The organism is Halopseudomonas formosensis, assembly GCF_900115905.1.
Lineage (GTDB): Bacteria > Pseudomonadota > Gammaproteobacteria > Pseudomonadales > Pseudomonadaceae > Halopseudomonas > Halopseudomonas formosensis.
The window spans coordinates 1-22,279 of record NZ_FOYD01000013.1 but is presented as its reverse complement, the minus strand read 5'-3'; the positions used below and the strand labels follow the sequence as shown (position 1 = coordinate 22,279).

20 protein-coding genes are annotated in these 22,279 nt (G+C 64.3%); 6 read left to right on the top strand and 14 right to left on the bottom strand.

Going from position 1 to position 22,279, the window contains the following annotated elements:
- Positions 1-10: 10 nt before the first annotated feature.
- From BM046_RS14235 to crp, 9 genes are all read right to left on the bottom strand, one after another.
- The gene (locus BM046_RS14235) at positions 11-3,643 is read right to left on the bottom strand and encodes an ATP-binding protein (protein WP_090540649.1); all 3,633 of its coding nucleotides are present in this window, start codon (positions 3,641-3,643) and stop codon (positions 11-13) included.
- A complete protein-coding gene (locus tag BM046_RS14230) occupies positions 3,643-4,302 on the bottom strand; it encodes a DUF4194 domain-containing protein (protein WP_090540647.1) in 660 nt (219 codons plus the stop codon). The genes BM046_RS14235 and BM046_RS14230 overlap by 1 nt, the downstream gene beginning before the upstream one ends.
- Positions 4,295-5,731 (bottom strand): Wadjet anti-phage system protein JetA family protein, encoded by a 1,437-nt coding sequence (locus BM046_RS14225; protein ID WP_090540645.1) that lies wholly within the window; start codon positions 5,729-5,731, stop codon positions 4,295-4,297. The genes BM046_RS14230 and BM046_RS14225 overlap by 8 nt, the downstream gene beginning before the upstream one ends.
- An 88-nt stretch (positions 5,732-5,819) precedes the next feature.
- Positions 5,820-7,703, bottom strand: a complete 1,884-nt coding sequence (dxs, locus tag BM046_RS14220; protein WP_090540643.1) for a 1-deoxy-D-xylulose-5-phosphate synthase — start codon at positions 7,701-7,703, stop codon at positions 5,820-5,822.
- Positions 7,704-7,810: 107 nt separating this feature from the next.
- Positions 7,811-8,698, bottom strand: a complete 888-nt coding sequence (ispA, locus tag BM046_RS14215) for a (2E,6E)-farnesyl diphosphate synthase (RefSeq protein ID WP_090540641.1) — start codon at positions 8,696-8,698, stop codon at positions 7,811-7,813.
- Positions 8,695-8,934: an exodeoxyribonuclease VII small subunit gene (locus BM046_RS14210; protein WP_090540639.1), complete on the bottom strand. Its 240-nt coding sequence runs from the start codon at positions 8,932-8,934 to the stop codon at positions 8,695-8,697. Before BM046_RS14210 ends, ispA begins: the two co-directional genes overlap by 4 nt.
- Positions 8,935-9,028: 94 nt before the next feature.
- Entirely contained in the window at positions 9,029-9,751 is a 723-nt protein-coding gene (locus BM046_RS14205) for a 16S rRNA (uracil(1498)-N(3))-methyltransferase (protein ID WP_090540637.1), read from the bottom strand.
- A gap of 3 nt (positions 9,752-9,754) precedes the next feature.
- A complete protein-coding gene (locus BM046_RS14200) occupies positions 9,755-11,107 on the bottom strand; it encodes an adenosylmethionine--8-amino-7-oxononanoate transaminase (RefSeq protein WP_090540635.1) in 1,353 nt (450 codons plus the stop codon).
- Between the two features lie 74 nt (positions 11,108-11,181).
- On the bottom strand, positions 11,182-11,826 hold the full coding sequence (gene crp / locus BM046_RS14195) for a cAMP-activated global transcriptional regulator CRP (protein ID WP_090540634.1): 645 nt from the start codon (positions 11,824-11,826) through the stop codon (positions 11,182-11,184).
- Between the two features lie 182 nt (positions 11,827-12,008).
- On the opposite strand from crp, the gene BM046_RS14190 reads away from it, so the two are divergent.
- Positions 12,009-12,431 carry an OsmC family protein gene (locus tag BM046_RS14190; protein WP_090540632.1) on the top strand — a complete coding sequence of 141 codons (423 nt, stop codon included), beginning with the start codon at positions 12,009-12,011 and terminating at the stop codon, positions 12,429-12,431.
- Positions 12,432-12,464: 33 nt separating this feature from the next.
- On the opposite strand, the gene coq7 is transcribed toward BM046_RS14190, so the two are convergent.
- Entirely contained in the window at positions 12,465-13,109 is a 645-nt protein-coding gene (gene coq7, locus BM046_RS14185) for a 2-polyprenyl-3-methyl-6-methoxy-1,4-benzoquinone monooxygenase (RefSeq protein ID WP_090540630.1), read from the bottom strand.
- Positions 13,110-13,170: 61 nt separating this feature from the next.
- Entirely contained in the window at positions 13,171-13,509 is a 339-nt protein-coding gene (locus BM046_RS14180; protein WP_090540628.1) for a histidine triad nucleotide-binding protein, read from the bottom strand.
- 89 nt (positions 13,510-13,598) lie between these two features.
- Here BM046_RS14180 and BM046_RS14175 point away from each other — a divergent pair, with 89 nt between their 5' ends.
- Positions 13,599-15,077: an AAA family ATPase gene (locus tag BM046_RS14175; protein ID WP_090540626.1), complete on the top strand. Its 1,479-nt coding sequence runs from the start codon at positions 13,599-13,601 to the stop codon at positions 15,075-15,077.
- On the opposite strand, the gene hemJ is transcribed toward BM046_RS14175, so the two are convergent.
- On the bottom strand, positions 15,074-15,496 hold the full coding sequence (gene hemJ / locus BM046_RS14170) for a protoporphyrinogen oxidase HemJ (protein WP_090540624.1): 423 nt from the start codon (positions 15,494-15,496) through the stop codon (positions 15,074-15,076). The genes BM046_RS14175 and hemJ overlap by 4 nt on opposite strands.
- 109 nt (positions 15,497-15,605) lie before the next feature.
- On the opposite strand from hemJ, the gene argC reads away from it, so the two are divergent.
- The 3 genes from argC (at position 15,606) to erpA (ending at position 17,850) form a co-directional block, all read left to right on the top strand.
- Positions 15,606-16,640, top strand: a complete 1,035-nt coding sequence (gene argC / locus BM046_RS14165; protein ID WP_090540622.1) for an N-acetyl-gamma-glutamyl-phosphate reductase — start codon at positions 15,606-15,608, stop codon at positions 16,638-16,640.
- Complete coding sequence (locus tag BM046_RS14160; protein ID WP_143084204.1) at positions 16,640-17,365, top strand: DUF6776 family protein; 726 nt, start codon at positions 16,640-16,642, stop codon at positions 17,363-17,365. The genes argC and BM046_RS14160 overlap by 1 nt, the downstream gene beginning before the upstream one ends.
- A 131-nt stretch (positions 17,366-17,496) precedes the next feature.
- On the top strand, positions 17,497-17,850 hold the full coding sequence (gene erpA, locus BM046_RS14155; protein WP_090540618.1) for an iron-sulfur cluster insertion protein ErpA: 354 nt from the start codon (positions 17,497-17,499) through the stop codon (positions 17,848-17,850).
- An 18-nt stretch (positions 17,851-17,868) separates the two neighbouring features.
- Here erpA and BM046_RS14150 read toward each other — a convergent pair whose 3' ends face one another.
- Both BM046_RS14150 and BM046_RS14145 read right to left on the bottom strand, forming a co-directional pair.
- Positions 17,869-18,969 carry an anhydro-N-acetylmuramic acid kinase gene (locus tag BM046_RS14150; protein WP_090540616.1) on the bottom strand — a complete coding sequence of 367 codons (1,101 nt, stop codon included), beginning with the start codon at positions 18,967-18,969 and terminating at the stop codon, positions 17,869-17,871.
- Entirely contained in the window at positions 18,969-20,414 is a 1,446-nt protein-coding gene (locus BM046_RS14145) for a peptidoglycan DD-metalloendopeptidase family protein (RefSeq protein ID WP_090540615.1), read from the bottom strand. Before BM046_RS14145 ends, BM046_RS14150 begins: the two co-directional genes overlap by 1 nt.
- 240 nt (positions 20,415-20,654) lie before the next feature.
- On the opposite strand from BM046_RS14145, the gene tyrS reads away from it, so the two are divergent.
- Positions 20,655-21,854: a tyrosine--tRNA ligase gene (gene tyrS, locus BM046_RS14140; RefSeq protein WP_090540613.1), complete on the top strand. Its 1,200-nt coding sequence runs from the start codon at positions 20,655-20,657 to the stop codon at positions 21,852-21,854.
- Positions 21,855-22,279 lie beyond the last annotated feature (425 nt).

The window sequence follows — 22,279 nt, the reverse complement described above, 5'->3', positions numbered from 1 at the left end:
TGCCCTGAGCCTAGAGCGCTTCCATGAAGTCGAGCAACCCCTGCTGGCGGATAACCCGGCGGTGCTGGGCCCACAGCTCGGCCACGCGCTCGCGGTTGAGCTGCTGACGGTCCAGCAGCACCCGGGTCTGCAGCTCACCGATGGGCTGGCTGGCCGGCACCTTGCTGAACACGAACTGGTTGCTGATCAGATCCAGGAAGGGGCCCGCCTTGCTGGTCGGCATGATGAAGATCAATTGCAGACCCAGGGTATCGGTCAGGTAGTGGATCACTTCCCGTGAGCGGGTCTCATCCATGTGCATGAAGGCCTCGTCGACTATCACCATGCGCAGGTGGCTGTCGCCCTCATTGAAGCGGAAGGCACTGGTGACCGCTGCGGCACGGATGATGTAGGCGGGGGTCTCCAGCTGGCCGCCGGAGCCGGTGCCATATTCGCTGAGGCGGATCGGCGCCTTGCCCTGGGGAAACTTGAGGATGTCGTAGCGGCGGTAGCGGCGGTAGTCGCTGATGCGCTCCAGCTCGCGCAGGGCCTGCTGTTCATCCCCGTCCAGCAGCAGCGACAGCAGCTTGTCCCGCACCTCGGCGGCGCGTTGCGACAGGCTGTCGCCGAACAGGCTGGTGCCGTCGCCGAGGTTCGGCAGGCTCATCACTTCCTGGAAGAACTCCCAGTATTCCCGGTATTCCGGCAGCCAGTCCCAGTCGAACTGGAAGCGCTCGCGGTCGGCGCCGAACTGGTGGTGTTCCAGCTCGCGGTTGAGCTGTTCCAGGGTGCGGCGCCCGTCGTTCACGGCCTGATGGATTTCGTGGCACAGGTCGCTGACGAAGGTGGTGTTGAAGCTGTCGCGCAGGCTCGCCAGCTGGCTCTGCTTCTCCAGCAGCACGTTGTTGCGCAGGCGGTTGTAGAGATTGTCCAGCTGCCGGCGCAGGCCGCCGACGTGCTCGTAGAATCCGGGACTGTGCAGCGCCTCGGGGCTGTCATGCAGCAGCATGTCGGCCGGCTGGGCCTGCTGGTTGTACTGCTCCAGCGAGCGCTCGAGGCTGATCGCCTGCTGATGCAGGCGGCTGGTCAGTGCGGCACTGTCGGCGGCGAAGTCGAACTGCTCGCGGGCCTCGTCGAGCATCGCATCCAGCTGTTCCAGGCGGGCCTGGGGATCCATGCCCGGCAACTTGCCGGCGGCCTCAAGCAGGTGCTGTTCGGCCTGATCCTTGCGCTCGAGCAGACTGTCGCTCTGGTCCGCCAGCTGGCGGATGCGCTGGCTGACCTGCTGATGCTTCTCGTCCAGCCGGCCCTGCTGCTCAACCAGTTCGCGCTGGTGCTGCTGCAGCTCCTGATAGCGGGCGCTGACCCGCTGCTGCTCGTCATCCAGATCCTGATGTGCACCCAGATCCAGATCACTGAGCTGTTGCTCGACCTCGCGCAGCTGGCGCTGGCAATCCAGCAGCACCGTGGCCCGGGCGGCGTAGTCCAGCGGGCGGATCTGGCCGAGCAGGGCGGCCAGCTGCTGCAGGGCCTGGAGTTGTTGACGCAGGCTGTGGCGCTGCACCTGCAGCTGGTCCAGCTGTTGTTGCTGGGCCCGCAGGTTGCGTTCGCGGGCACCGGCACCGAATACCAGCTGGGCATCATCGATATCGCAGCGGAACAGGGCATAGTTGCCCGAGCCCATGCCCTCGCGGGTGATCCCGCGCCGGGTCCGGCGCAGTGCTTCGGCGTCGGCCACCCGCGCCACGCCGGCGTAGGAGGCGCGCAGATAGTATTCGGCAATCTTGTGGCTGAAGCTCATCACCTGCAGGATGGAGTCCGCCGGCACACTGATGCGCTCGGCATCCTGACGTGCCTTGTCACCCTGGATGACCCGGGCCCGGTTGCGTTCGCGGCTGCTGAGCTGACGGACGATACGTATGGCGTCGGCCTCGTATTCCGGCTCCACCAGGATGGCGAAGCGGCTGCCACCGATATAACCCTCGATCGCCATCTGCCAGTCTGCGTCCAGTACCTCGACATGGTCGCAGAGCACCCGCGGGTCGGCGCCCGGGCACTGCTGGCGGATGGCGCGCAGGGCATCCTCGACATAGCCCGGATAGCTGACCCGGCTGGCCTGCAGCCCCTTGATCTGGTGTTCGACCTGGGCTATCTGGCGCTCGGTCTGGGCGAGGCTGGCGCTGCGTTCCTGGCTCAGACGGTCGACCTTCTGCAGCAGGCTGATGCCCTCGGCCAGGGGTTGCTGCAGGTGCGCGGCCAACTGGTTGTGACTGTGCTGCTGGGCGCGTATCGCGTCCAGCCCGCTGTCCAGCGGGCTGAGATCGATCCAGTCCCGGGCCAGCAGCTGGTTGAGGTCGGCCACCGGCTGCTGCTCCGCGCTGAGCACTGCCTGACTGGCCTCGCGCCAGCTGCGGCTGGTCAGGTGCGGCAGTTCCAGCCCCAGGCTGTGCTGGCCGAGCAACTGCTGCAGCTGGCGCAGGGCCTCGATATTGCGATCGCGCTGCTGGGCCTGCTCCAGCAGCGGCGCCACGCCTTCCTGCAGCTGGGCATGCAACTGCTGCTGGCGGTCCTGCAGCTGGTCCCGGGAGTGCAGTGCCGGAATGCCCTGGCGCCGTGCTTCCAGCTGCACCAGCTCATGGTGGGCCTGATCCAGCCGCTCGCCGGTCAGGCGCTGCTCGTCGGCGCAGGCTGCGAGCCGCGCTGCCAGCTGCTGCTGCTCGTCCTTGGCGCTCAGATACTGGCGCTGGTTCTGACGCCAGATCTGGGCAGCGGCGGCATACTCCAGACCGGTACGTTCCAGCCACAGGTCAAGGTAGTCATCGGCCTGCTGACGGGCCTGCTGCAGCAGGTCTACCGCGCCGCGGATGCGGCTGGCTTCCTGCTCCATGCCATGCACGGTGCGCAGCAGGTCGCGGATGCGGCGGATGGTATCGCCGAAGTCCCGGGCTTCCAGCACCTCCTCGGCGACAAACTGGTCGATCGAGCGCACCGGCTTGTAGGCCATGAAATTGGCGAAGGTGCGGGCGGCATTCTTGGCTTCGCGGACCGATACGGCATCGCTGCGCCCGCGCAGGGCACCGTAGAGCCGGGCCAGATAGGCGCTCTTGCGATCGTAGACTTCCACGCCCTGCTTGCCGAACTGGCGCCGCAGCAGTTCCGGCAGCTCGGTGACCGGCAGTACGTGGCGGCCATCCTCGGCCTCGCGCAGGAAGTGCGACAGGGACAGCATCTCCCCGGGGACTATCATCAGCAGCAGTTCCTGCTGACGGGCCTGACGGCTGCTGCCGGCGGTATCCAGATGCGCGCGCACCCCTATCACTGCCGTGAAAGGCTCGCTGGTCTCGCCCCTGGTCGGATGGAACACCCCGGCGATATAGCCATCGGTGTCATGCGGGCGGGCATAGGCGCCATCGTCGCAGCCGAGCACGTAGGAGGCCAGGGTACGCACCTGCTTGCCGCCGCGTCCGCGCTGGGTGGTTTCGTCCTGGCCGGGGTTGTAGTTGAACAGGTTGTCATGGGCGGCGGTCATCAGCGTCTGCAGCGCATCGGCGGCCGTGGTCTTGCCGGAGCCGTTGCCACCGGAGAACAGATTGACCGGGCCATAGTCCAGCTCCTGCACCGGCAGGTTGCCCCAATTGACGGTAATCGAACGTTTCAGATACATCAGGGCGTCTCGTACTCGGGTTGATCTTCGGGCTGCTCCGCCGCCTGCGGGGCCAGCTGGGCCAGGGCCGTGTCGGTGACCAGACTGATGATGCCCGGGCGGATTGTCAGCCAGGCCTCCTCGCTGTCGGTGTCCATCTCGGCGGGGCTGCGGATCAGGCGCAGTTGACGCAGCCGGCGCAGCAGGGCCTGGCGTTCGGTGGCGGTCTCCGGCAGGCTGCGACCGAGCAGATTGCGCATGCTCAGATTCAGCGCTTCCAGGGACAGCAGTGCCTGACCGTGTTCATCCAGCTGGCCTTCGCGCAGGCTCTTGTCGTATTCGGCGCGCAGGACCAGGATCAGCGCCACCTCCTGCTGGCTCAGGCGCTGGCGCAGGGCATGGCTGTCGTCCTCGGTGTCGGGCAGGCCGGGCACTTCCGCGCCCGGCGGAAATACCCGCAGCAGGTTGAAACGCGGTTCGTGCAGCAGGCGTATGCGCAGCACTGCCAGATAGTCCTCCACCAGCTCGCGCACCTGCAGGAAGCGGTCATAGAGTTCGGCTTCGCGCTTGCTTTCGTCCCGGCACAGGACGCCGCGGTCGAGCAGGCGGATCATCAGATCGGAGAACTCGGCGCTGCTGACGCCGCGTTCGTCCAGTCGGGCTTGCAGTGCTTCACGCATGGTCGTTGGATTCCAGTTCGATGATGAAGCCGTCGCGACGGCTGAAAAAGTCGTCCTGCAGCACTTCGCCGCTGGGTTCGATGCGCACCTTGAGGCCATGCGCGGCATGGTCGGCGCCAGCCAGCTCGATCAGGTGGCTGGCAGCCAGCAGGTCCCGGGCGTCCTGGATGGGCAGATCGCGGGTGTCGATGCGGCGCCCTTCACCGAGTGCGGCCTGCAGGTAGGAGCGCAGACTGCCGGCGTTGATGGCGAAGGCCTGGTCGAGCCGGCGCTGCACGGCCAGCTCGTTGAGGGTGTCGTCATCCGGCAGCCCGGGGTCGAGCATCAGACTGTGGACCGGCGAACGCGCGCGGCGCTCGCGCAGCTGGACCTGGGCGGGGTCGATCAGCTGCAGGTTGACGGTGGCCATCAGCTCGCCGGCGGCGGCCAGGCGCTGGTGCTGCTCCGCTTCGGGGAGGCTGGCCAGTTCCCGGCACAGCCCGACGATATCGGTGTGCTGCTGGCTGTGCAGATAGCTGAGCTGGCGGATGATGATGTCGGCGCGCTGGGTGAAGCTCTGCAGGGTACGGCGCAGGGCCGGCAGCATGACGTCGGCGGCGTTGCGCAGGCGTACCTCGATATGGTCGAGCAGGCGCCAGAGTACCGAGCTGCGGGTGTCGCCGAGCAGCTCGGGGGCGAGCCTGCGCAGTTCGCGCTCGGCATGGGCCTTCCATTCGGTCGGCTTGCGGCGGATGCGTTCGATCTGCTGCAACAGGTGTTCGCGGTGGCGCTCGACGCTGTCCGCCGACAGGCGGATGGCCAGGTCCGGCTGGAAGCGCTTTTCCATGAATTCGAAGAACTGCTCGCTGGCTTCCTGGATCAGCTGGCGCTGTTCCACCTCGCGCACCAGCTGACGTTTGCGCTCCTCCAGCTCGGCGATGATGTCGGTGAAGTCGGCGATGATGCGTTCGGAGAACTCGTAGGCGTCGAGCAGATCGTAGACCTCGCCGCGGTCGGCGAAGGCCGACAGGGCGTTGAGGGTGTTGCGGGTGTTGCGGTGGCGGGTGCGCACGCTGTGCGCGATCGCCTCGCTCAGGGACTGGGTGAAGAGCCGACCCAGGCGGCTGAAGGGGTAGGTGGACTGGAAGGTCACCTGATCGACCTGACGCTCCAGCCAGCCGTGATCGACCAGGGTGTTGAGAATCCAGCCGGCCTGTTCGCGGCTGCTCTTGAAGCGGCCCTGATCCTCCTCGTCGCCGTCCAGCAGGGGCGCACGCTGCAGCGCCTCGCTGAAGATGTCGAGCACCTGCTCGCGGCGAAGTGATTCGCCGTAGTCGGCGCTGGCGCTGTACAGCCGACCGTGCAGCAGGCGCAGACATTCGACTATCTGTTCCCGGTATTTGCTGGTCAGGGGGCGGAAGAACTGCAGTCGCTCGTCACTGAAGAACATGCATCAGGCTCGAAAAGGTCAAAGGGGCATTATGCCGGATTCGGCGAAGCCGGACTGTGCTCCGGCTCCGCTTTCCGGCCCGCGATGACTAGCCCAGGCTGGCCAGCCGCTGGCGGATCGCACGTTCGATGCCGGCGGCGTCCAGGCCGCATTCGGCGAGCATGCTGGCCGGCTTGTCATGCTCGACGTAAATATCCGGCAGGCCGAGGTTGAGCACCGGAATCTGGATGCCCTGGGCCAGCAGCCATTCGTTCACCGCGCTGCCGGCGCCGCCCATGATGGCGTTCTCCTCGACCGTGACCAGCAGCCCGTGACTGTCGGCCAGTTGGCGCAGCAGTTCGGTGTCCAGCGGCTTGACGAAGCGCATGTTGGCCACGGTGGCGTCCAGCGCCTCGGCAGCGACCAGCGCGTTGGCGTGCAGGGTGCCGAAGCAGAGGATGGCGACGTCCCGACCCCGGCGGGTAATCAGGCCCTTGCCGATGGGCAGGGGCGTCAGCGCGGGGTCGACCGGCACACCCGGGCCGGTGCCGCGGGGATAGCGCACCGCCGCCGGGCCGTTGTAGAGGAAGCCGGTGGTCAGCATCTGGCGCGTTTCGTTCTCGTCCGCCGGGGCCATGATCAGCATGTTGGGGATGCAGCGCAGGTAGCTCAGGTCGAAGCTGCCGGCATGGGTCGGGCCGTCTTCGCCGACCAGGCCGGCGCGGTCGATGGCAAAGAGCACATCCAGATCCTGTACCGCCACGTCGTGGATCAGCTGGTCATAAGCACGCTGCAGGAAGGTGGAGTAGATCGCCACCACCGGTTTGGCGCCTTCGCAGGCCATGCCGGCGGCCAGGGTCACGGCGTGCTGCTCGGCGATGGCAACGTCGAAATAGCGCTGCGGGAAGCGATCGGCAAAGGCGATCAGGTCGGAACCTTCCTTCATCGCCGGGGTAATGCCGATCAGCCGGGCATCGGCCTCGGCCATGTCGCACAGCCACTGGCCGAAGATGTTGGAGAAGCGCGGCTTGCTGACACCGTTGGCAGCGGGCTTGGGTTCCAGCTTGGTGATCGCATGGTAGCCGATAGGGTCGGCTTCGGCGGGGGAGAAGCCCTTGCCCTTGCGGGTCACCACGTGCAGGAACTGCGGCCCCTTGAGCTGGCGCATGTTGCGCAGGGTGGTCACCAGGGTCGGCAGGTCGTGGCCATCGATGGGCCCTATGTAGTTCCAGCCCAGCTCCTCGAACAGCACCCCCGGCGCCAGCATCGCCTTGGCGGTTTCCTCGGTCTTGCGCGCCAGCTCCCAGGCCGGCGGAATCTTCGACAGCACCTTCTTGCTGCCCTCGCGCATGTGGGCGTAGGTGCGGCTGGAAAGAATTTTGGCCAGGTAGTTGGACAGACCGCCGACGTTGTGGGAGATCGACATGTCGTTGTCGTTGAGCACCACCAGCATGTCGGCGTCGGTTTCCCCGGCATGGTTGAGCGCCTCGAAGGCCATGCCGGCGGTCATGGCGCCGTCGCCGATCACCGCCACGGTGCGCCGGTCCAGACCCTGCAGGCGCGAGGCGATGGCCATGCCCAGGCCGGCACTGATGGAGGTGCTGGAGTGGCCGACGCCGAAGGTGTCATAGGGACTTTCGCTGCGGCGGGGGAAGGCGGCCAGGCCGTCCTTCTGCCGCAGGGTGGCCATCTGTTCGCGGCGGCCGGTGAGGATCTTGTGTGGATAGGCCTGATGGCCGACATCCCAGACCAGGCGATCTTCCGGCGTCTGATAGACATAGTGCAGAGCGATGGTCAGCTCGATCACGCCCAGCCCGGCCCCGAAATGACCACCGGTCTGACCAACAGTCCAGAGCAGGAACAGGCGCAGCTCATCCGCCAGTTCCGGCAGGCGCGATACATCCAGCTCCCGCAGCTGGGCGGTGCTGTCAATGCTGTCCAGCAGGGGCGTGCAGGGACGTTCGCGGGGTATTTCGTGGAAAGTACTAGGCATCTAATGACAGGACTCTGATTGCCGCCGGAGCGACAGGAAACAAGGGCGCAGTTTAACCGATGAGGCTGCTTAGCCCAACATCGGCCACGGCGGCGGCTTATAGACGGTCAGAACTGGCGCTCCACTATGTAACGGGCAAGCTGGCGCAGGCGGTCGGCGCGCTGGTCGAAGCCGGCCAGGGCGGCAATGGCCTGATCCTGCAGCGACCGGGCCAGCTGATGGGCCTGTTCCAGCCCCAGCAGGGCAGGGAAGGTCGGCTTGCCGCGCGCGGCATCGGCGCCGTGGTTCTTGCCGATGACCTCGGTGCTGCCTTCCACGTCGAGGATGTCATCCTGCACCTGGAACGCCAGACCGACACAGCGGGCGTAGGTGTCCAGCGCGGCGAGCTGCTGCTCGTCGGCCTGTTCGCTGGCCAGCGCGCCGAGCTGCACGCTGGCGCGAATCAGGGCACCGGTCTTGCGCTGATGCATGTCCTCGAGCTGGTTCTGGTCGAGCTGGCGGCCCACCGCGCCCAGGTCGATGGCCTGACCGCCGACCATGCCCTGCGGGCCGGCGGCGCGGGCCAGCACCGCGGTCATCCGCAGACGGGTGGCGGGCTGCCAGTGGTCGGCCTGGCTGATCCACTCGAAAGCCAGGGCCTGCAGGCCGTCACCGGCGAGGATCGCCGTGGCCTCGTCAAAGGCGCGATGGCAGGTCGGCTGGCCGCGGCGCAGGTCGTCATCATCCATGGCCGGCAGGTCATCGTGGATCAGCGAATAGGCATGAATCAGCTCCACCGCGGCGGCGGCCACATCCACTGCCGATTCGGCGGTGCCGAAGACCTCGCAGCTGGCATAGGTCAATACCGGACGTATGCGCTTGCCGCCGCCGGTCACGCTGTAGCGCATGGCATCATAGAGGCGGTTCAGCTGCGGCAGGCTGTTATTCAGCTGCTGGTCCAGGTAGGAGTCGATACGGCGCTGGCAGGATCCGAGATACTGCTCGAACCCGTTCATTGACCGTCGTCCTCGAAGGGCGTGGTGGTCAGCTGACCGTCCTGCTCCAGCAGCAGGGCGACCTTCTGCTCGGCCTGGGTCAGTGCCTGCTGGCACTCCCGGGTCAGCGCCACACCCTGCTCGAAGGCGCCGAGGGATTCCTCCAGGCTGAGATTGCCGCTCTCCAGGCGTTCGACCAGACTCTGCAGGGCACCGAGCGACTGCTCGAAGTCGATAGCGGTTTTCTTGCCGGACATGGGATACCTCGGGTCATCAAATGAAAATCGGCTGAACATTATCCGTGCTGGCGGGGCGCGGTCAATCAGCCCGCCTTACCGTGCCCGGCCCGGCTCAGAAATCGCCCCACAGATGCTGGGCCAGGCTCAGGGCGACCACCGGCGCGGTTTCCGTGCGCAGCACCCGGGGCCCGAAGCGCGCGGCTCGGAAACCACCGTTTTCGGCCTGGGCTATCTCGTCGCGACTGAGGCCACCCTCCGGCCCGATCAGCAGGGCCAGGGATGCCGGGGCGGGCAGCTCGCGCAGATCCGCATCGGTGCGGTGATGCAGTACCAGCTTGAGGTCTGCCTCCAGCGTTGTCAGCCAGTCCGCCAGCGCCATGGGTGCGTGTACCTGTGGGACACGGCTGCGACCGCATTGTTCACAGGCGCTGATCGCTACCTGCTGCCAGTGCTGCTGGCGCTTGTCGGCGCGCTCGCCCTGCAGGCGTACCTCGCAGCGCTCGGTCACCAGCGGGGTGATCTCGCTGACACCCAGCTCCACTGCCTTCTGGATCGCCCAGTCCATGCGCTCGCCGCGGGACATGGCCTGGCCCAGGTGAACACGCAGCGGCGATTCGGGCTGGCCTGCCACCGGCTCATGCAGCTGCAGACGCACCTGGCGCTTGCCGACCTCCAGTACCTCGCCGGGCCACTCCTGGCCGGAACCGTTGAAGATCTGCACCGGCGCACCGGGGCCCAGGCGCAGCACCCGGCCGATGTAATGGGCCAGATCGCCATCGAGCAGTTGCTCGCCCGCGCCCAGCGGGGCATCCAGATAGAAACGGGATACGCGCATGGGTCAGTTCCTGGTCGCCTGCTCTATGCCTTCCCAGGCGACACTGGCCAGATGATCGATCTGCTCCGGCGTGATCACGTAGGGGGGCATGAAGTACACCACGCTGCCCAGCGGTCGCAGCAGTGCCTCATGACGCAGCCCGTACTCGTAGACCCGGATGCCGCGGCGCTCCTGCCACGGGTAGGGGGTACGGCTGGCCTTGTCCTGGACCATTTCGATTGCCAGTACCATGCCGGTCTGGCGCACCTCGGCCACGTGGGGATGATCGGCAAAGTGGGCGGTGGCGCTGGCCATGTGGGCCGCCAGCGTCCGGTTGTTCTCGATCACATTGTCACGCTCGAACAGATCCAGGGTGGCCAGCGCCGCGGCACAGGCCAGCGGGTTGCCGGTATAGCTGTGCGAATGCAGGAAGGCGCGCAGGGTCTCGTAGTCGTCGTAAAAGGCCTGATAGACCTCGTCCGTGGTCAGGCATACGGACATCGGCAGATAGCCGCCGGTCAGTGCCTTGGACAGGCACAGGAAGTCCGGGCTCATGTCGGCCTGCTCGCAGGCGAACAGGCTGCCGGTACGCCCGAAGCCCACGGCAATCTCGTCGTGGATCAGGTGCACGCCGTAGCGGTCGCAGGCCTCGCGCAGCAGCCTGAGGTACACCGGGTGGTACATGCGCATGCCGCCGGCGCACTGGATCAGCGGCTCGACGATCACCGCAGCGACCTCCTCGTGGTGCTGCTCGAGGGCGCGTTCCATATGCTCGAACATCAGCCGGCTGTGTTCCTCCCAGCTGCTGCCGGGCTCGCGCTCGTAGCAGTCCGGTGAGGGAACCGTGATCACGTCCATCAGCAGCGGCTTGTAGGTCTCCTTGTACAGCGCCACATCACCCACTGCCAGGGCTGCCAGGGTTTCGCCGTGGTAGCTGTTGGACAGGGTGATGAAGCGCTTCTTCTGCGGCTTGCCCTGATTGAGCCAGTAGTGAAAGCTCATCTTCAGCGCCACCTCGATGCAGGAGGAGCCGTTGTCGGCATAGAAACAGCGCGTCAGCGGCGCGGGGGTGATATCCACCAGTCGCTCGGACAGCTCGATCACCGCCTGATGGGAGAAGCCGCCGAGGATGACGTGCTCCAGAGTATCGAGCTGCTGCTTGACCCGCTGATTTATGTAGGGATTGGCGTGGCCGAAGATGTTGACCCACCAGGAGCTGACCGCATCCAGATAGCGGTTGCCATCGAAATCGTGCAGCCATACGCCTTCGCCCCGCTGGATCGGGACTATGGGCATGTGCTCGTGGTCCTTCATCTGGGTGCAGGGGTGCCAGAGTACCGCCAGGTCCCGCTGCATCCACTGATTGTTCAGCCCCATTTCAGCCTCGCCGGATAGATGGATATCCGGCGATTGTACCCCAGCGCGGGGCGGGCTGCTGAGCCGGGGAAGGCTCAGCGGGTGCCGTACACCACCATGGTCTTGCCCTTGACGCTGATCAGTCCCTGTTCCTCCAGGGTCTTGAGTACCCGGCCGACCATTTCCCGGGAGCAGCCGACGATGCGGCCGATTTCCTGGCGGGTGATCTTGATCTGCATGCCGTCGGGGTGGGTCATGGCGTCGGGCTGCTTGCACAGCTCCAGCAGGGTACCGGCCACACGACCGGTGACGTCGAGGAAGGCCAGGTCGCCGACCTTGCGGGTGGTTCGGCGCAGACGATCGGCCATCTGCCGGCCCACCACATACAGCAGCTCGGGATCACGGGCGGTGATTTCGCGGAACTTGCTGTAGGGCAGTTCGGCAATCTCGCACTCGGTCTTGGCCTTGACCCAGGCGCTGCGGTCCTGCTCGGCCTGTTCCTCATCGAACAGCCCCATTTCACCGAAGAAATCCCCTTGGTTGAGGTAGGCAATGATCATGTCCCGGCCCTGTTCATCCTCGATGAGGATGGTGACCGAGCCCTTGACGATATAGAACAGTCGATCGGAGACGTCTCCGGCGTGAATGATGGTGCTGCGGGGGCCAAAACGACGGCGATAACAATGACCCAGAAATACGTCCAGATTCTTTATTTTTGGCAGGGGAAGAAGAGCAGCCATTTTTGTCATCCTGTCAGAAATGATCGGGCAGACCATGCAAACATGGGCATCCATGCAGGCTCGTCATGAGACCAAAAGTGATTATGTGCAGTTTTCATGACAAAAACCAGCATCAGGGTCGCGACCATCCAGTGTGTTATTCTCCGCCGCCAGCAACAACATCATTGCAGCGGGAGAGTGGAATGAAAGCGCAGATCAAGTGGGTGGACGGGGCCATGTTTCTCGGAGAGTCCGGCAGCGGTCACACCATCGTCATGGATGGCCCGGCGGAAGCGGGTGGTCGCAACATGGGCGTGCGTCCCATGGAGACGGTGCTGATCGGCCTCGGCGGCTGTGCCAGCTATGACGTGGTAAGCATCCTGAAGAAGGGACGCCAGGATGTCCGCGATGTGCAGACCCTGCTGGAAGCCGAGCGGGCCGAGACCGAACCCAAGGTGTTTACCCGGATTCACGTGAAGTTCGTGGTCACCGGCAAGAATCTCAAGGAAGCCCAGGTCAAGCGGGCGGTGGAGCTGTCGGCAGAGAAGTACTGCTCCGCTTCCATCATGCTCGGCCGTGGCGGGGTGGAAATCACCCACGACTACGAGATCATCGAAGCGGACTGAGGCGCAACCGACGGCCGCGCCCCGCCGGGCGGATCAGATCCGGTAGGTGGCGCTGGTCATCACCCTGGACATCAGCTTCATGACGCCCTTGATCGGGCGCGGGAAGACCACGCCGCCCGCCTGCAGTGCGTGGTTGGCGTGTTCGATCTCGTCATCGCGCATCTGTTCGAGAATGGCGCGGGACTTGAGGTCATCCTTCGGCAGCCGGGTCAGGTGATCGTCCAGATGCCGCTCCACCAATTGCTCGGTGGCGGCGACAAAGCCCAGACTGATGCGGTCGCTGATCCTGCCGGCCACCGCCCCCAGCCCGAAGGACAGGCCATAGAACAGCGGATTGAGCAGGCTGGGGCGGCTGCCCAGCTCGTTCAGACGCTGTTCGCACCAGGCCAGGTGGTCGATCTCTTCGGCGGCCGCCTGTTCCATCTGTTCACGGATATCCGGCAGTTTCGCGGTCAACGCCTGACCCTGATACAGCGCCTGGGCGCAGACCTCGCCGGTATGGTTGATGCGCATCAGGCCGGCGACGTGGCGGCGCTGATCCTCGGCCACCGCGTCGCTGCGCAGGTGCTGTGCAGGTGACGGCCGGGCCGCCTGGGCCGCGCCCGGTACCAGGGTGCGCATGGCCTGCTCGCCCTGTACCAGCAGGCGGTCGAACAGATTGTATTGACGTGTACTCATCGTGTGTCTCCTGAAACTGGCCCCAGTATAGCGGTTGGCGCGGGTCAGGACCTGCGACAGATCAACCCGGCGGCCAGCCCATCTGCCGCTGACCGAGCACATGCAGGTGAATGTGGTAGACCGTCTGGCTGCCCATTTCCTTGCAGTTGAACACGGTGCGGAAACCGCCCTCGCAACCCAGCTCCAGAGCCAGCCGCTGTGCGGTATAGGTCATGTAACCCACCAGTTCGCAATCTTCCTCTGTCATATCGTTGAGGGTGGCGATATGCTTTTTCGGGATAACCAGAAAATGCACCGGAGCCTGGGGGTTGATGTCATGGAAGGCCAGCACGCGATCGTCCTCGAAGATTTTCTTCGAGGGGATCTTGCCTTCGGCAATACTGCAGAACAGACAGTTCACAGCGCTCTCCTTGTAATGGATTCCAATGCCGCCAGTGTAACCAACCCGGCGGTCAAAGTAACAGCGCCTGTCGCAGGCCGGGAAGCCGCATGAAGAATGATATCCATGATCTGGGACTGGTTCTGGACTCGCGGGTTCGCCTGATCGTCATCGAGTCCTGGGAAGAGCTGCGGGTGCTGGAAGCCATCGCCACCCTGGCGGTCAAGCGCAGCCAGACCTGGTATACCTGGAACCAGGTGGAGGGGCTGCAGCGGCTGGGCTTCGGTACGGCGCTGGATGCCAGCGAAGACATGAGCGACCCGGAGCATGCGCTGGATTACATACGCCGGCAGAACGAGCCGGCGCTGTTCGTATTCTGCGACCTGCACCCCTTCATGCAATCGCCCCGGGTGGTGCGGCTGCTGAAGATGATCGCGATGAACCCGGAGGAGCAGGCGCCGACCCTGTTGCTGGTCAGTCATGAACTGCCACTGCCGCCGGAGCTGCGCCGTCTGGCGGCGCGCATCAGTCTGAGCATGCCCTCGGACGAGCAGCTGGCGGCCATCATCCGCGAGGAGGCGGCGCGCTGGACCGCTCGCAACCAGGGCCGCCGGGTGCGTACCGACAACCGCACCCTGGAGCAGGTGGTGCGCAACCTGCGTGGTGTCACCCACGAGGAGGCGCGGTTGCTGGCGCGCAAGCTGATCGTCGACGACGGCGCCATCACCCAGGAAGACCTGCCGGTGCTCAATCAGGCCAAGTTCAGCCTGCTTGACATGCAGGGGGTACTGAGCTTCGAGCAGGATACCGCCCGCTTTGCCGAGGTCGGCGGGCTGGCGCGCTTCAAGCGCTGGCTGCAGGAGCGCCAGGCGGCGTTCAACGATGGCGGTCGCGCGGATGCGCCCAGGGGCGTGCTGCTGGCCGGCGTGCAGGGCTCCGGCAAGAGTCTGGCGGCGCGGGCCGTGGCCGGCCTCTGGGGCCTGCCGTTGCTGCGGCTGGATTTTGCCGCGCTGTACAACAAGTACATCGGCGAGACCGAGAAGAACCTGCGCGAGGCGCTGGCCATGGCCGATGCCATGCAGCCCTGCGTGCTGTGGATCGACGAGATCGAGAAGGGGCTGGCCGATGACGGCAGCGATCAGGGTGTCTCGCGCCGGGTACTGGGTACGCTGCTGACCTGGATGGCCGAGCGCCGCAGCCGGGTGTTCCTGGTAGCCACGGCCAACAATGTCGCGCAGCTGCCCGCGGAACTGATCCGCAAGGGGCGACTGGACGAGCTGTTCTTTGTCGATCTGCCCGCCGCGTCCGTGCGCGAGGACATCTTCCGCATCCACCTGTCACGCCGCGAGCTGGCGGTGGAGCGCTTCGATCTGCCGGCGCTGGCCGCAGCCAGCGAGGGCTTTTCCGGTGCCGAGATAGAGCAGGCGGTGGTGGCGGCGGTGTACAGCGCCGCCGCCCGGCAGGAGGAGGTGGTCAACCAGCATGTGCTGGAGGCCCTGAGCGAAACATCGCCCCTGTCCGTGGTCATGGCCGAGCGGGTTCAGGCGCTGCGTGCCTGGGCCCGTGAGCGGGCAGTCATGGCGGATTAGAAAGGCTTGAGCACCACCAGCAGGATGGCGCCGACCAGTACCAGCACCGGTGCCTCGTTGAACCAGCGGTAGAACACATGGGAGCGGGTATTGCTGTCGCTGGCAAAGCGGCGCAGCTGGGCGCCGCAGAGGAAGTGGTAGATCACCAGCAACGCGACCAGGGCCAGCTTGGCGTGCAGCCAGCCCTGTTGCAGCCACTGGGGCATCAGTATCAGCATCCAGATGCCGAGGCCGACGGCCACCACCATGGACGGGGTCATGATGCCGCGATAGAGCTTGCGCTCCATGATCTTGAAGCGGTCACGGCTGATCTGGTCCTCGCTCATGGCGTGATAGACGAACAGCCGCGGCAGGTAGAACAGACCGGCGAACCAGGTCACTACAGCCATGATATGGAAGGCTTTGATCCACAGATACACATCGAACTCCTGAATCCGGACCGATCGCTGCTGCCGGTCTGTTGGTAAATTGGCGGGACACTCTTATCATAGGGAGCTTGTCAGCCATATTAATCGAACGAGGCACAAAATGGTCAGGATCGGCATTGTAGGGGGCACCGGCTATACCGGCGTCGAATTGCTGCGGCTGCTCGCGGCGCACCCGCAGGCTCGAGTCGAGACCATCACCTCCCGATCCGAGGAGGGTGTGCGGGTGGTGGACATGTATCCGAACCTGCGCGGCCACTATGACGACCTGAAATTCAGCGTGCCGGATACCGCCGCCCTGGGCCAGTGCGACGTGGTGTTCTTTGCCACGCCCCATGGTGTCGCCCATTCGCTGGCCGCCGAACTGCTGGCCACCGGCACCCGGATTATCGACCTGTCAGCCGACTTCCGTCTCAGCGACGCCCAGCTGTGGAGCAAGTGGTACGGACAGCCCCATGGTGCGCCCGAGTTGCTCGGCGAAGCCGTCTATGGCCTGCCGGAGGTCAACCGCGACGCCATCCGCAACGCCCGGCTGATCGCGGTACCCGGCTGCTATCCCACCTCGGTGCAACTGGGGCTGATTCCACTGCTGGAAAAGGGGCTGGCGCAACCCGATAACCTGATCGCCGACTGCAAGTCCGGGGTCAGCGGCGCCGGCCGCGGTACCAACCTGGGCTCGCTGTTCTGCGAGGCCACCGAGAGCATGAAGGCCTACGCCGTGGGCGGTCACCGCCACCTGCCGGAGATTCGCCAGGGGCTGCAGCGGGCCGCCGGTCGCGAGGTCGGTCTGACCTTCGTGCCGCATCTGACACCGATGATCCGTGGCATCCACTCCACGCTCTATGCCCAGGTGCCGGATCGCAGCGTCGATCTGCAGCAACTGTTCGAGGAGCGCTACGCCAACGAGCCCTTCGTCGATGTGCTGCCCGCCGGCAGCCATCCGGAAACCCGCAGCGTGCGCGGTGCCAACGTCTGCCGTCTGGCGGTACATCGACCGCAGGGGGGTGACCTGGTGGTGGTGCTGTCGGTCATCGACAACTTGGTCAAGGGCGCCTCTGGTCAGGCCATCCAGAACATGAACATTGCCCTGGGACTGGATGAGCGCATGGGGCTCGAGCACCCGGCGCTCATGCCCTGATGGCCGCTGACAGGCAGGAAACCGCAGAACAGGACCCCGGCGCAGCGGGGCCTCGGCGCACCCGCGCGCGTTGGATGCTGGTTGCTGCGTTGCCTCTGGCGGTCTGGCTGGGCTGGTTTGCCGCGATGAACTCGTCCGCCATGCAGGACTACCAGCGGTTGCGTGACGAGCGCTCGGCGATCCAGAGCGAACTGGAGGAAACCCGCCTGCGTCATCAGCAGCTCGAGGTGGATCTGATGGTTGCCCGGCAATCCGTCGCTGACGGGCAGGCGGTGATCGCCGATCTGGAGCAGCAGTTGTTCCGTCTGCAGCAGGACCTGGCACAGTATCAAGGTGCGCTGGCTCCCAGTGCCGCCGCCCCCGGCCTGCGCATCCAGGCTTTCGAGCTGCAACGCACCGATGTGCCGGGTGTATTCCGCTGCAAGGTGATGGTCAGCCGGGTGGGCAATGAGAGTGATACTGTGGAAGCAAGGCTGCGCCTGACGGTACTCGGCCAGCAGGGCGACGGCCGGGCAGAGTATGGGCTGCCGGAGCTGACCGGCGGTCGCGTCCAGTATCTGCCCCTGAATTTCCGCTATTTCCAGGTGGTGCCTGACACTGAGGGTGTCGAGCTGATGCTGCCCCTGGGTTTCGAGCCGAAAACCGTGCAGCTGAAGGTCGAAAACGAGGGCAAGTTGCTGCTCGAGCAGACGGTGGAATGGACCGATATGGGCGTCAGGCCCTGATTGAAGGGCGGATGGCGCAAGCGCAGGATGGACTGGCCAGCGGACAGGTTTCAAGAGTAGTTGACCAAAAGAGTCGGATAAAAGGATAATTACCGGCTTGATGTGCTGCGGCACCGCCGCCGGAGGTTGTAATGTCCAGTGTTGAAGTTTTTACCCCTGCTGCCATGCAGTTCAGCGACAGTGCGGTGGCCAAGGTCCGCTCGCTGATCGAGGAAGAGGGCAATGATCGCCTGAGTCTGCGGGTGTTCGTCACCGGTGGGGGATGCTCCGGTTTCCAGTACGGCTTCACCTTCGATGACGAACTGGCCGAGGACGATACCGTCATCGAGCGGGACGGCGTCCGGCTGGTGGTTGATCCCATGAGCTTCCAGTATCTGGCGGGCGCCGAGGTGGACTACCAGGAAGGGCTGGAGGGCTCGCGCTTCGTTATCAACAACCCCAACGCCAGCACCACCTGTGGTTGCGGCTCCTCGTTTTCCATCTGACATTGTCCCGGCGTGGTCTCACGCCGGGTAGATGGCTCCCAGAATACGTTCCCCCCTTGCTCCGGTGACTGCCGGCAGGTTGCCGCTGAGGCGTTGCTGGCAGCGCCAGGCCAGCCAGGCGAAGGCCATGGCTTCCATCCAGTCCGGATTCACGCCCAGCTGTGCGGTGGTGCTCACCCGGCAATCGCCAAGCAGAGACTGCAGGCGCTCCAGCAGCAGCCCGTTGTGGGCTCCGCCGCCACATACATGGAGCGCGGCGGGCAGGGGGCCGCAACTTGCCAGCGCGTCGGCAATGGTGCGCGCGGTCAGTTCCAGCAGCGTCGCCTGAACGTCCGCCGGCGCCGCGTTGCGCCGGCTCAGGTGCTGCTGTAACCAGTCTTCGTGGAAGTATTCGCGTCCGGTACTCTTGGGCGCCGGGCGCTGAAAGTAGGTATCGGCGAGCATCTGCTCCAGCAGCTCGGGCAGGACCTGGCCGGTACGTGCCCAGTCACCGTTGCTGTCAAAGGGCTGGCCGATATGCCGTTGCGCCCAGTGGTCCATCAGGACATTGCCCGGCCCGCTGTCGAATCCCCGTATCCGACCGTCCGTACCCAGCAGGGTCAGGTTGGCAAAGCCTCCGACGTTCACCAGGGCCCGGCTGTGTGCGGGATCCTGCAGCAACCAGGCATGGAAGGCCGGTACCAGCGGGGCGCCCTGGCCGCCAGCGGCCAGATCGCGACTGCGAAAATCCGTGATTACCTCGATGCCGCACAGCTCGGCCAGCAGCGCCGGCGCGCCGATCTGCACGCTGAATCCCGACTCCGGGTGGTGGCGGATGGTCTGCCCATGGCTGCCAATGGCGGAGATCCGGGTGGCCTCCACGTCGTGCCTGGCAAGCAGTCGGTGAACACCCTCGGCAGCCAGCCGGGCCCACTGTTCGGCGGCCAGGCCGGCACGGCGGATCTCATCTGCGCCCGGTTGACACAGGCTCAGCAGATCATTGCGCAGGGAGGAGGAGAAAGGCATGCACAACGCGCCGACAAGGGTGGCGCGTCGTGGCTGCTCGCTGAAGCGGGTAAGGGCGATATCGACACCATCCAGGCTGGTGCCTGACATGATGCCGATATGCAGGTGGTCCATCAGTTGTCCAGTTGTGCCAGCTGTGTTGCTCCATGTCGGTCGAGGCTGGCCATCAGCTGGTTGCTGAGGGCCAGAAACGCCGAACGCTCGCGCTGGGGAATGGGGTCTGAAGCGGGCAGCCGCACGCTGAGCGGGTCGACATGCACGCCATTGATCTGGAACTCGTAATGCAGGTGGGGGCCGGTGGCCAGGCCGGTAGCGCCCACGTAGCCGATGATCTGGCCCTGGCTGACATTGCTGCCCACGCGGATGCCGGAGGCGTAGCGACTCATGTGGGCGTACAGGGTCTGGTAGGTCTGGCCGTGCTTGATGACGACGGTGTTGCCATAGCCGCCCTTGCGGCCCACGTGGACCACCCGGCCGTCGCCGGTCGCCTTGATCGGGGTGCCGGTGGGGGCGGCATAGTCCACACCCTTGTGGGCGCGGATCTTGTTCAGTACCGGGTGGCGCCGACCCGGGTTGAATCGGGAGCTGATACGGGCAAACTCCACAGGGGTACGGATGAAGGCCTTGCGCATGCTGGTGCCGTCGGCGCGGTAATAGCTGGTATGGCCATTGGCATCGGTATAGCGCACGGCGGTATAGGTGTTGCCGCGGTTGGTGAAGCGTGCAGCGAGGATGTTGCCGGTGCCGACCCGTTCGCCGTCAACCTGCTTTTCCTCGTACAGGACTTCAAAGCGGTCGCCCTGCCGGATTTCCTTGGCGAAGTCCACGTCATAACCGAAGATGTTGGCCATCTGCATGGTCAGGTTGTGGGACAGGCCTGCATTCTGTGCTGCGACAAACAGGGAGCTGTCGATGGTGCCACTGGCAAATTTCTCGGCCACTTCCGGCTCGATGACATCCTTGCTGAAGCTGTAGCTGTCGCCATCACGGTCGATGCGGATGGTTTCCAAACTGTTGACAGGAGACCGCATGGCCAGCAGCTGACCCTCGTTATCCAGCTTGAACTCCACCTGTTGGCCGACGCGCAGGCGGGTAAAGGCCTTGGCTTCCTGGCTGCTGTTGATGACAGCGTGCAGGGTATTGGCCGACAGGCCGGCATTCTGGAAAAGAATCGACAGGGTGTCGCCGGCATCGACCGTCATGGTGGTCCACTCCGGACGGACCGGCTGGGCCGCCAGGGGTGCGGGCTGCAGGCTGAGGCCGGCATTGACAACCTCGGGGGAGGCGGCGGTGGAAAGGGTTTCCTGGATGCTGGTCAGCTCGATCGGTGAAGAAAAAGTGACCGTTTCGCTGATCAGGGCGTCCAACTCTTCAGAAAGCACCGGTTCTTTGTGTTCCGCAGTGACTTCGTGCAGATCGAGTTGGACAAGTGTTCGCTTGGCTTCGACTTCGGTAGTGGGAATGACGAGCAGGAAAATGCTCAGCGCGGCGGCGATACCACTGGCAGCCATGATATGGCTTTTAGGGTAGCGCGGTGACTCTGACTTGTGATGTCCCATAAGCGCTCTTGTGGTCGTTTCTATGAAAAGTGAAATAACTTGCTAAATTATAACTGAAAGTCCCTCAAGGCAAGCTTTGCCGTGCCCGTCTGTCAGTTTTCAGGCGTCACTTTCCAGTCTGTGCTACCTGCCCACGCGCGCCCGGCGGGCTGTCGAGATTTGATCTTGCGCATCAATGCTGTATCGTTTCTTCCTTTTCTCCTATGACCTTTATCAACCTTTTTTGGACGGGAAAGCAGCATGAAGTCGGTTGACGAGCAGTTGGCGCTGATCAAGCGTGGAGCGGACGAAATCCTGGTGGAGGCCGAGCTGCGCGCCAAGCTGGAGCGTGGCACGCCGCTGCGGGTCAAGACCGGCTTCGATCCCACTGCGCCCGATCTGCACCTGGGGCACACGGTTCTGATCAACAAGCTGCGCCAGTTCCAGGAGCTCGGCCATCAGGTCCTGTTCCTGATTGGCGACTTCACCGGCATGATCGGTGATCCCAGCGGCAAGAACAGCACCCGTCCGCCGCTTACCCGTGAGCAGGTATTGGCCAATGCCGAGACCTATAAAGAGCAGGTGTTCAAGATCCTGGATCCCGAGCTCACCCAGGTTGTCTTCAATTCCGAATGGATGGATGCCTTCTCCGCGGCCGAGATGATCCAGCTGGCCGGCAAGTACACGGTCGCGCGGATGCTCGAGCGGGATGATTTCGACAAGCGTTACAAGGGCAATCAGCCGATCGCCATTCACGAGTTCCTCTATCCGCTGATCCAGGGCTACGACTCGGTCGCGCTGAAGGCGGACATCGAGCTGGGCGGTACCGATCAGAAGTTCAACCTGCTGATGGGGCGCGAGCTGCAGCGTCAGTACGGTCAGGAGCCTCAGGTCACCCTGACCATGCCGCTGCTTGTGGGGCTCGATGGTGAGGCGAAGATGTCCAAGTCGCTGGGCAACTATGTTGGCATCAACGAGCCGCCGGGCGTCATGTACAACAAGATCGTTTCCATGCCCGATACCCTGATGTGGCGCTACTTCGAGTTGCTGAGCTTCCGCAGCATGGAAGAGATCGATCAGATGCGCCGGGACGTTGAAGCCGGCGCCAATCCTCGGGACATCAAGATCAAGCTCGCGGAAGAGCTGGTCGCCCGTTTCCATGGGGAAGAGGCCGCTGCCAATGCCCATCGCTCGGCCGGTAACCGCCTCAAGGACGGTGAGCTGCCCGAGGATATTCCCGAGGTGGTGCTGGAAAGTGATGCGGATCTGCCGGTGTCGGCCGTGCTCAATCGTGCCGGTCTGGTGAAGAATGCCGCCGCTGCGCGGGACCTGCTCGGTGCTGGTTCGGTCAAGGTGGATGGCGAGGTGGTGGATCGCGAGTTCGTCTTTGCGCTGGGCTCGGAGCACATCTGCCAGGCTGGCAAGAAGAAGTTTGCCAAAATCATTTTGAAAGCCTCTTGACGAGGCGGCGAATGGGTCTATAATTCGCCACCTCATCGCCGCGGCGGCCGGTTCAACCCCGTCCCGAGGCAGTGAAAAAGGTTTTACGGAAGGCGTTGACAAGGGGTTCTGATCCTGTAGAATGCGCCTCCCTGACACGGCAGGCGAACAGCTTCCGGGTCGATCGCCAGGCGGTTTCGAGGCAACAGAATCGAAACAAAAACGCTTGACAGATCAGGAGGTTAGCGTAGAATGCGCGGCCTTGGTTGAACGAAGTGGCAACCGAATCGCTCTTTAACAAATTGGAATCAAGTAATTCGTGTGGGTGCTTGTGAGTAGCTGGATGATCGCAAGATTATCAGCCTTGCAAGTAACTCGTGAATTCATGAGTTTATTAAAGGCTGAGCCAAGTTTAGGGTTTTCTCAAAACCCGATCAGTATTTAAC

Excerpts from the sequence above, each read along its gene's own strand:
- dxs (WP_090540643.1), bottom strand. The coding sequence starts at position 7,703 with ATGCCTAGTACTTTCCACGAAATACCCCGCGAACGTCCCTGCACGCCC.
- crp (WP_090540634.1), bottom strand. The coding sequence starts at position 11,826 with ATGGCTGCTCTTCTTCCCCTGCCAAAAATAAAGAATCTGGACGTATTT.
- BM046_RS14205 (WP_090540637.1), bottom strand. The coding sequence starts at position 9,751 with ATGCGCGTATCCCGTTTCTATCTGGATGCCCCGCTGGGCGCGGGCGAG.
- BM046_RS14175 (WP_090540626.1), top strand. The coding sequence starts at position 13,599 with ATGAAGAATGATATCCATGATCTGGGACTGGTTCTGGACTCGCGGGTT.
- BM046_RS14150 (WP_090540616.1), bottom strand. The coding sequence starts at position 18,969 with ATGGACCACCTGCATATCGGCATCATGTCAGGCACCAGCCTGGATGGT.
- ispA (WP_090540641.1), bottom strand. The coding sequence starts at position 8,698 with ATGAACGGGTTCGAGCAGTATCTCGGATCCTGCCAGCGCCGTATCGAC.
- BM046_RS14200 (WP_090540635.1), bottom strand. The coding sequence starts at position 11,107 with ATGGGGCTGAACAATCAGTGGATGCAGCGGGACCTGGCGGTACTCTGG.
- BM046_RS14225 (WP_090540645.1), bottom strand. The coding sequence starts at position 5,731 with ATGTTCTTCAGTGACGAGCGACTGCAGTTCTTCCGCCCCCTGACCAGC.
- tyrS (WP_090540613.1), top strand. The coding sequence starts at position 20,655 with ATGAAGTCGGTTGACGAGCAGTTGGCGCTGATCAAGCGTGGAGCGGAC.
- coq7 (WP_090540630.1), bottom strand. The coding sequence starts at position 13,109 with ATGAGTACACGTCAATACAATCTGTTCGACCGCCTGCTGGTACAGGGC.
- BM046_RS14235 (WP_090540649.1), bottom strand. The coding sequence starts at position 3,643 with ATGTATCTGAAACGTTCGATTACCGTCAATTGGGGCAACCTGCCGGTG.
- argC (WP_090540622.1), top strand. The coding sequence starts at position 15,606 with ATGGTCAGGATCGGCATTGTAGGGGGCACCGGCTATACCGGCGTCGAA.
- BM046_RS14210 (WP_090540639.1), bottom strand. The coding sequence starts at position 8,934 with ATGTCCGGCAAGAAAACCGCTATCGACTTCGAGCAGTCGCTCGGTGCC.
- BM046_RS14160 (WP_143084204.1), top strand. The coding sequence starts at position 16,640 with ATGGCCGCTGACAGGCAGGAAACCGCAGAACAGGACCCCGGCGCAGCG.
- BM046_RS14230 (WP_090540647.1), bottom strand. The coding sequence starts at position 4,302 with ATGCGTGAAGCACTGCAAGCCCGACTGGACGAACGCGGCGTCAGCAGC.
- erpA (WP_090540618.1), top strand. The coding sequence starts at position 17,497 with ATGTCCAGTGTTGAAGTTTTTACCCCTGCTGCCATGCAGTTCAGCGAC.
- BM046_RS14145 (WP_090540615.1), bottom strand. The coding sequence starts at position 20,414 with ATGGGACATCACAAGTCAGAGTCACCGCGCTACCCTAAAAGCCATATC.
- BM046_RS14190 (WP_090540632.1), top strand. The coding sequence starts at position 12,009 with ATGAAAGCGCAGATCAAGTGGGTGGACGGGGCCATGTTTCTCGGAGAG.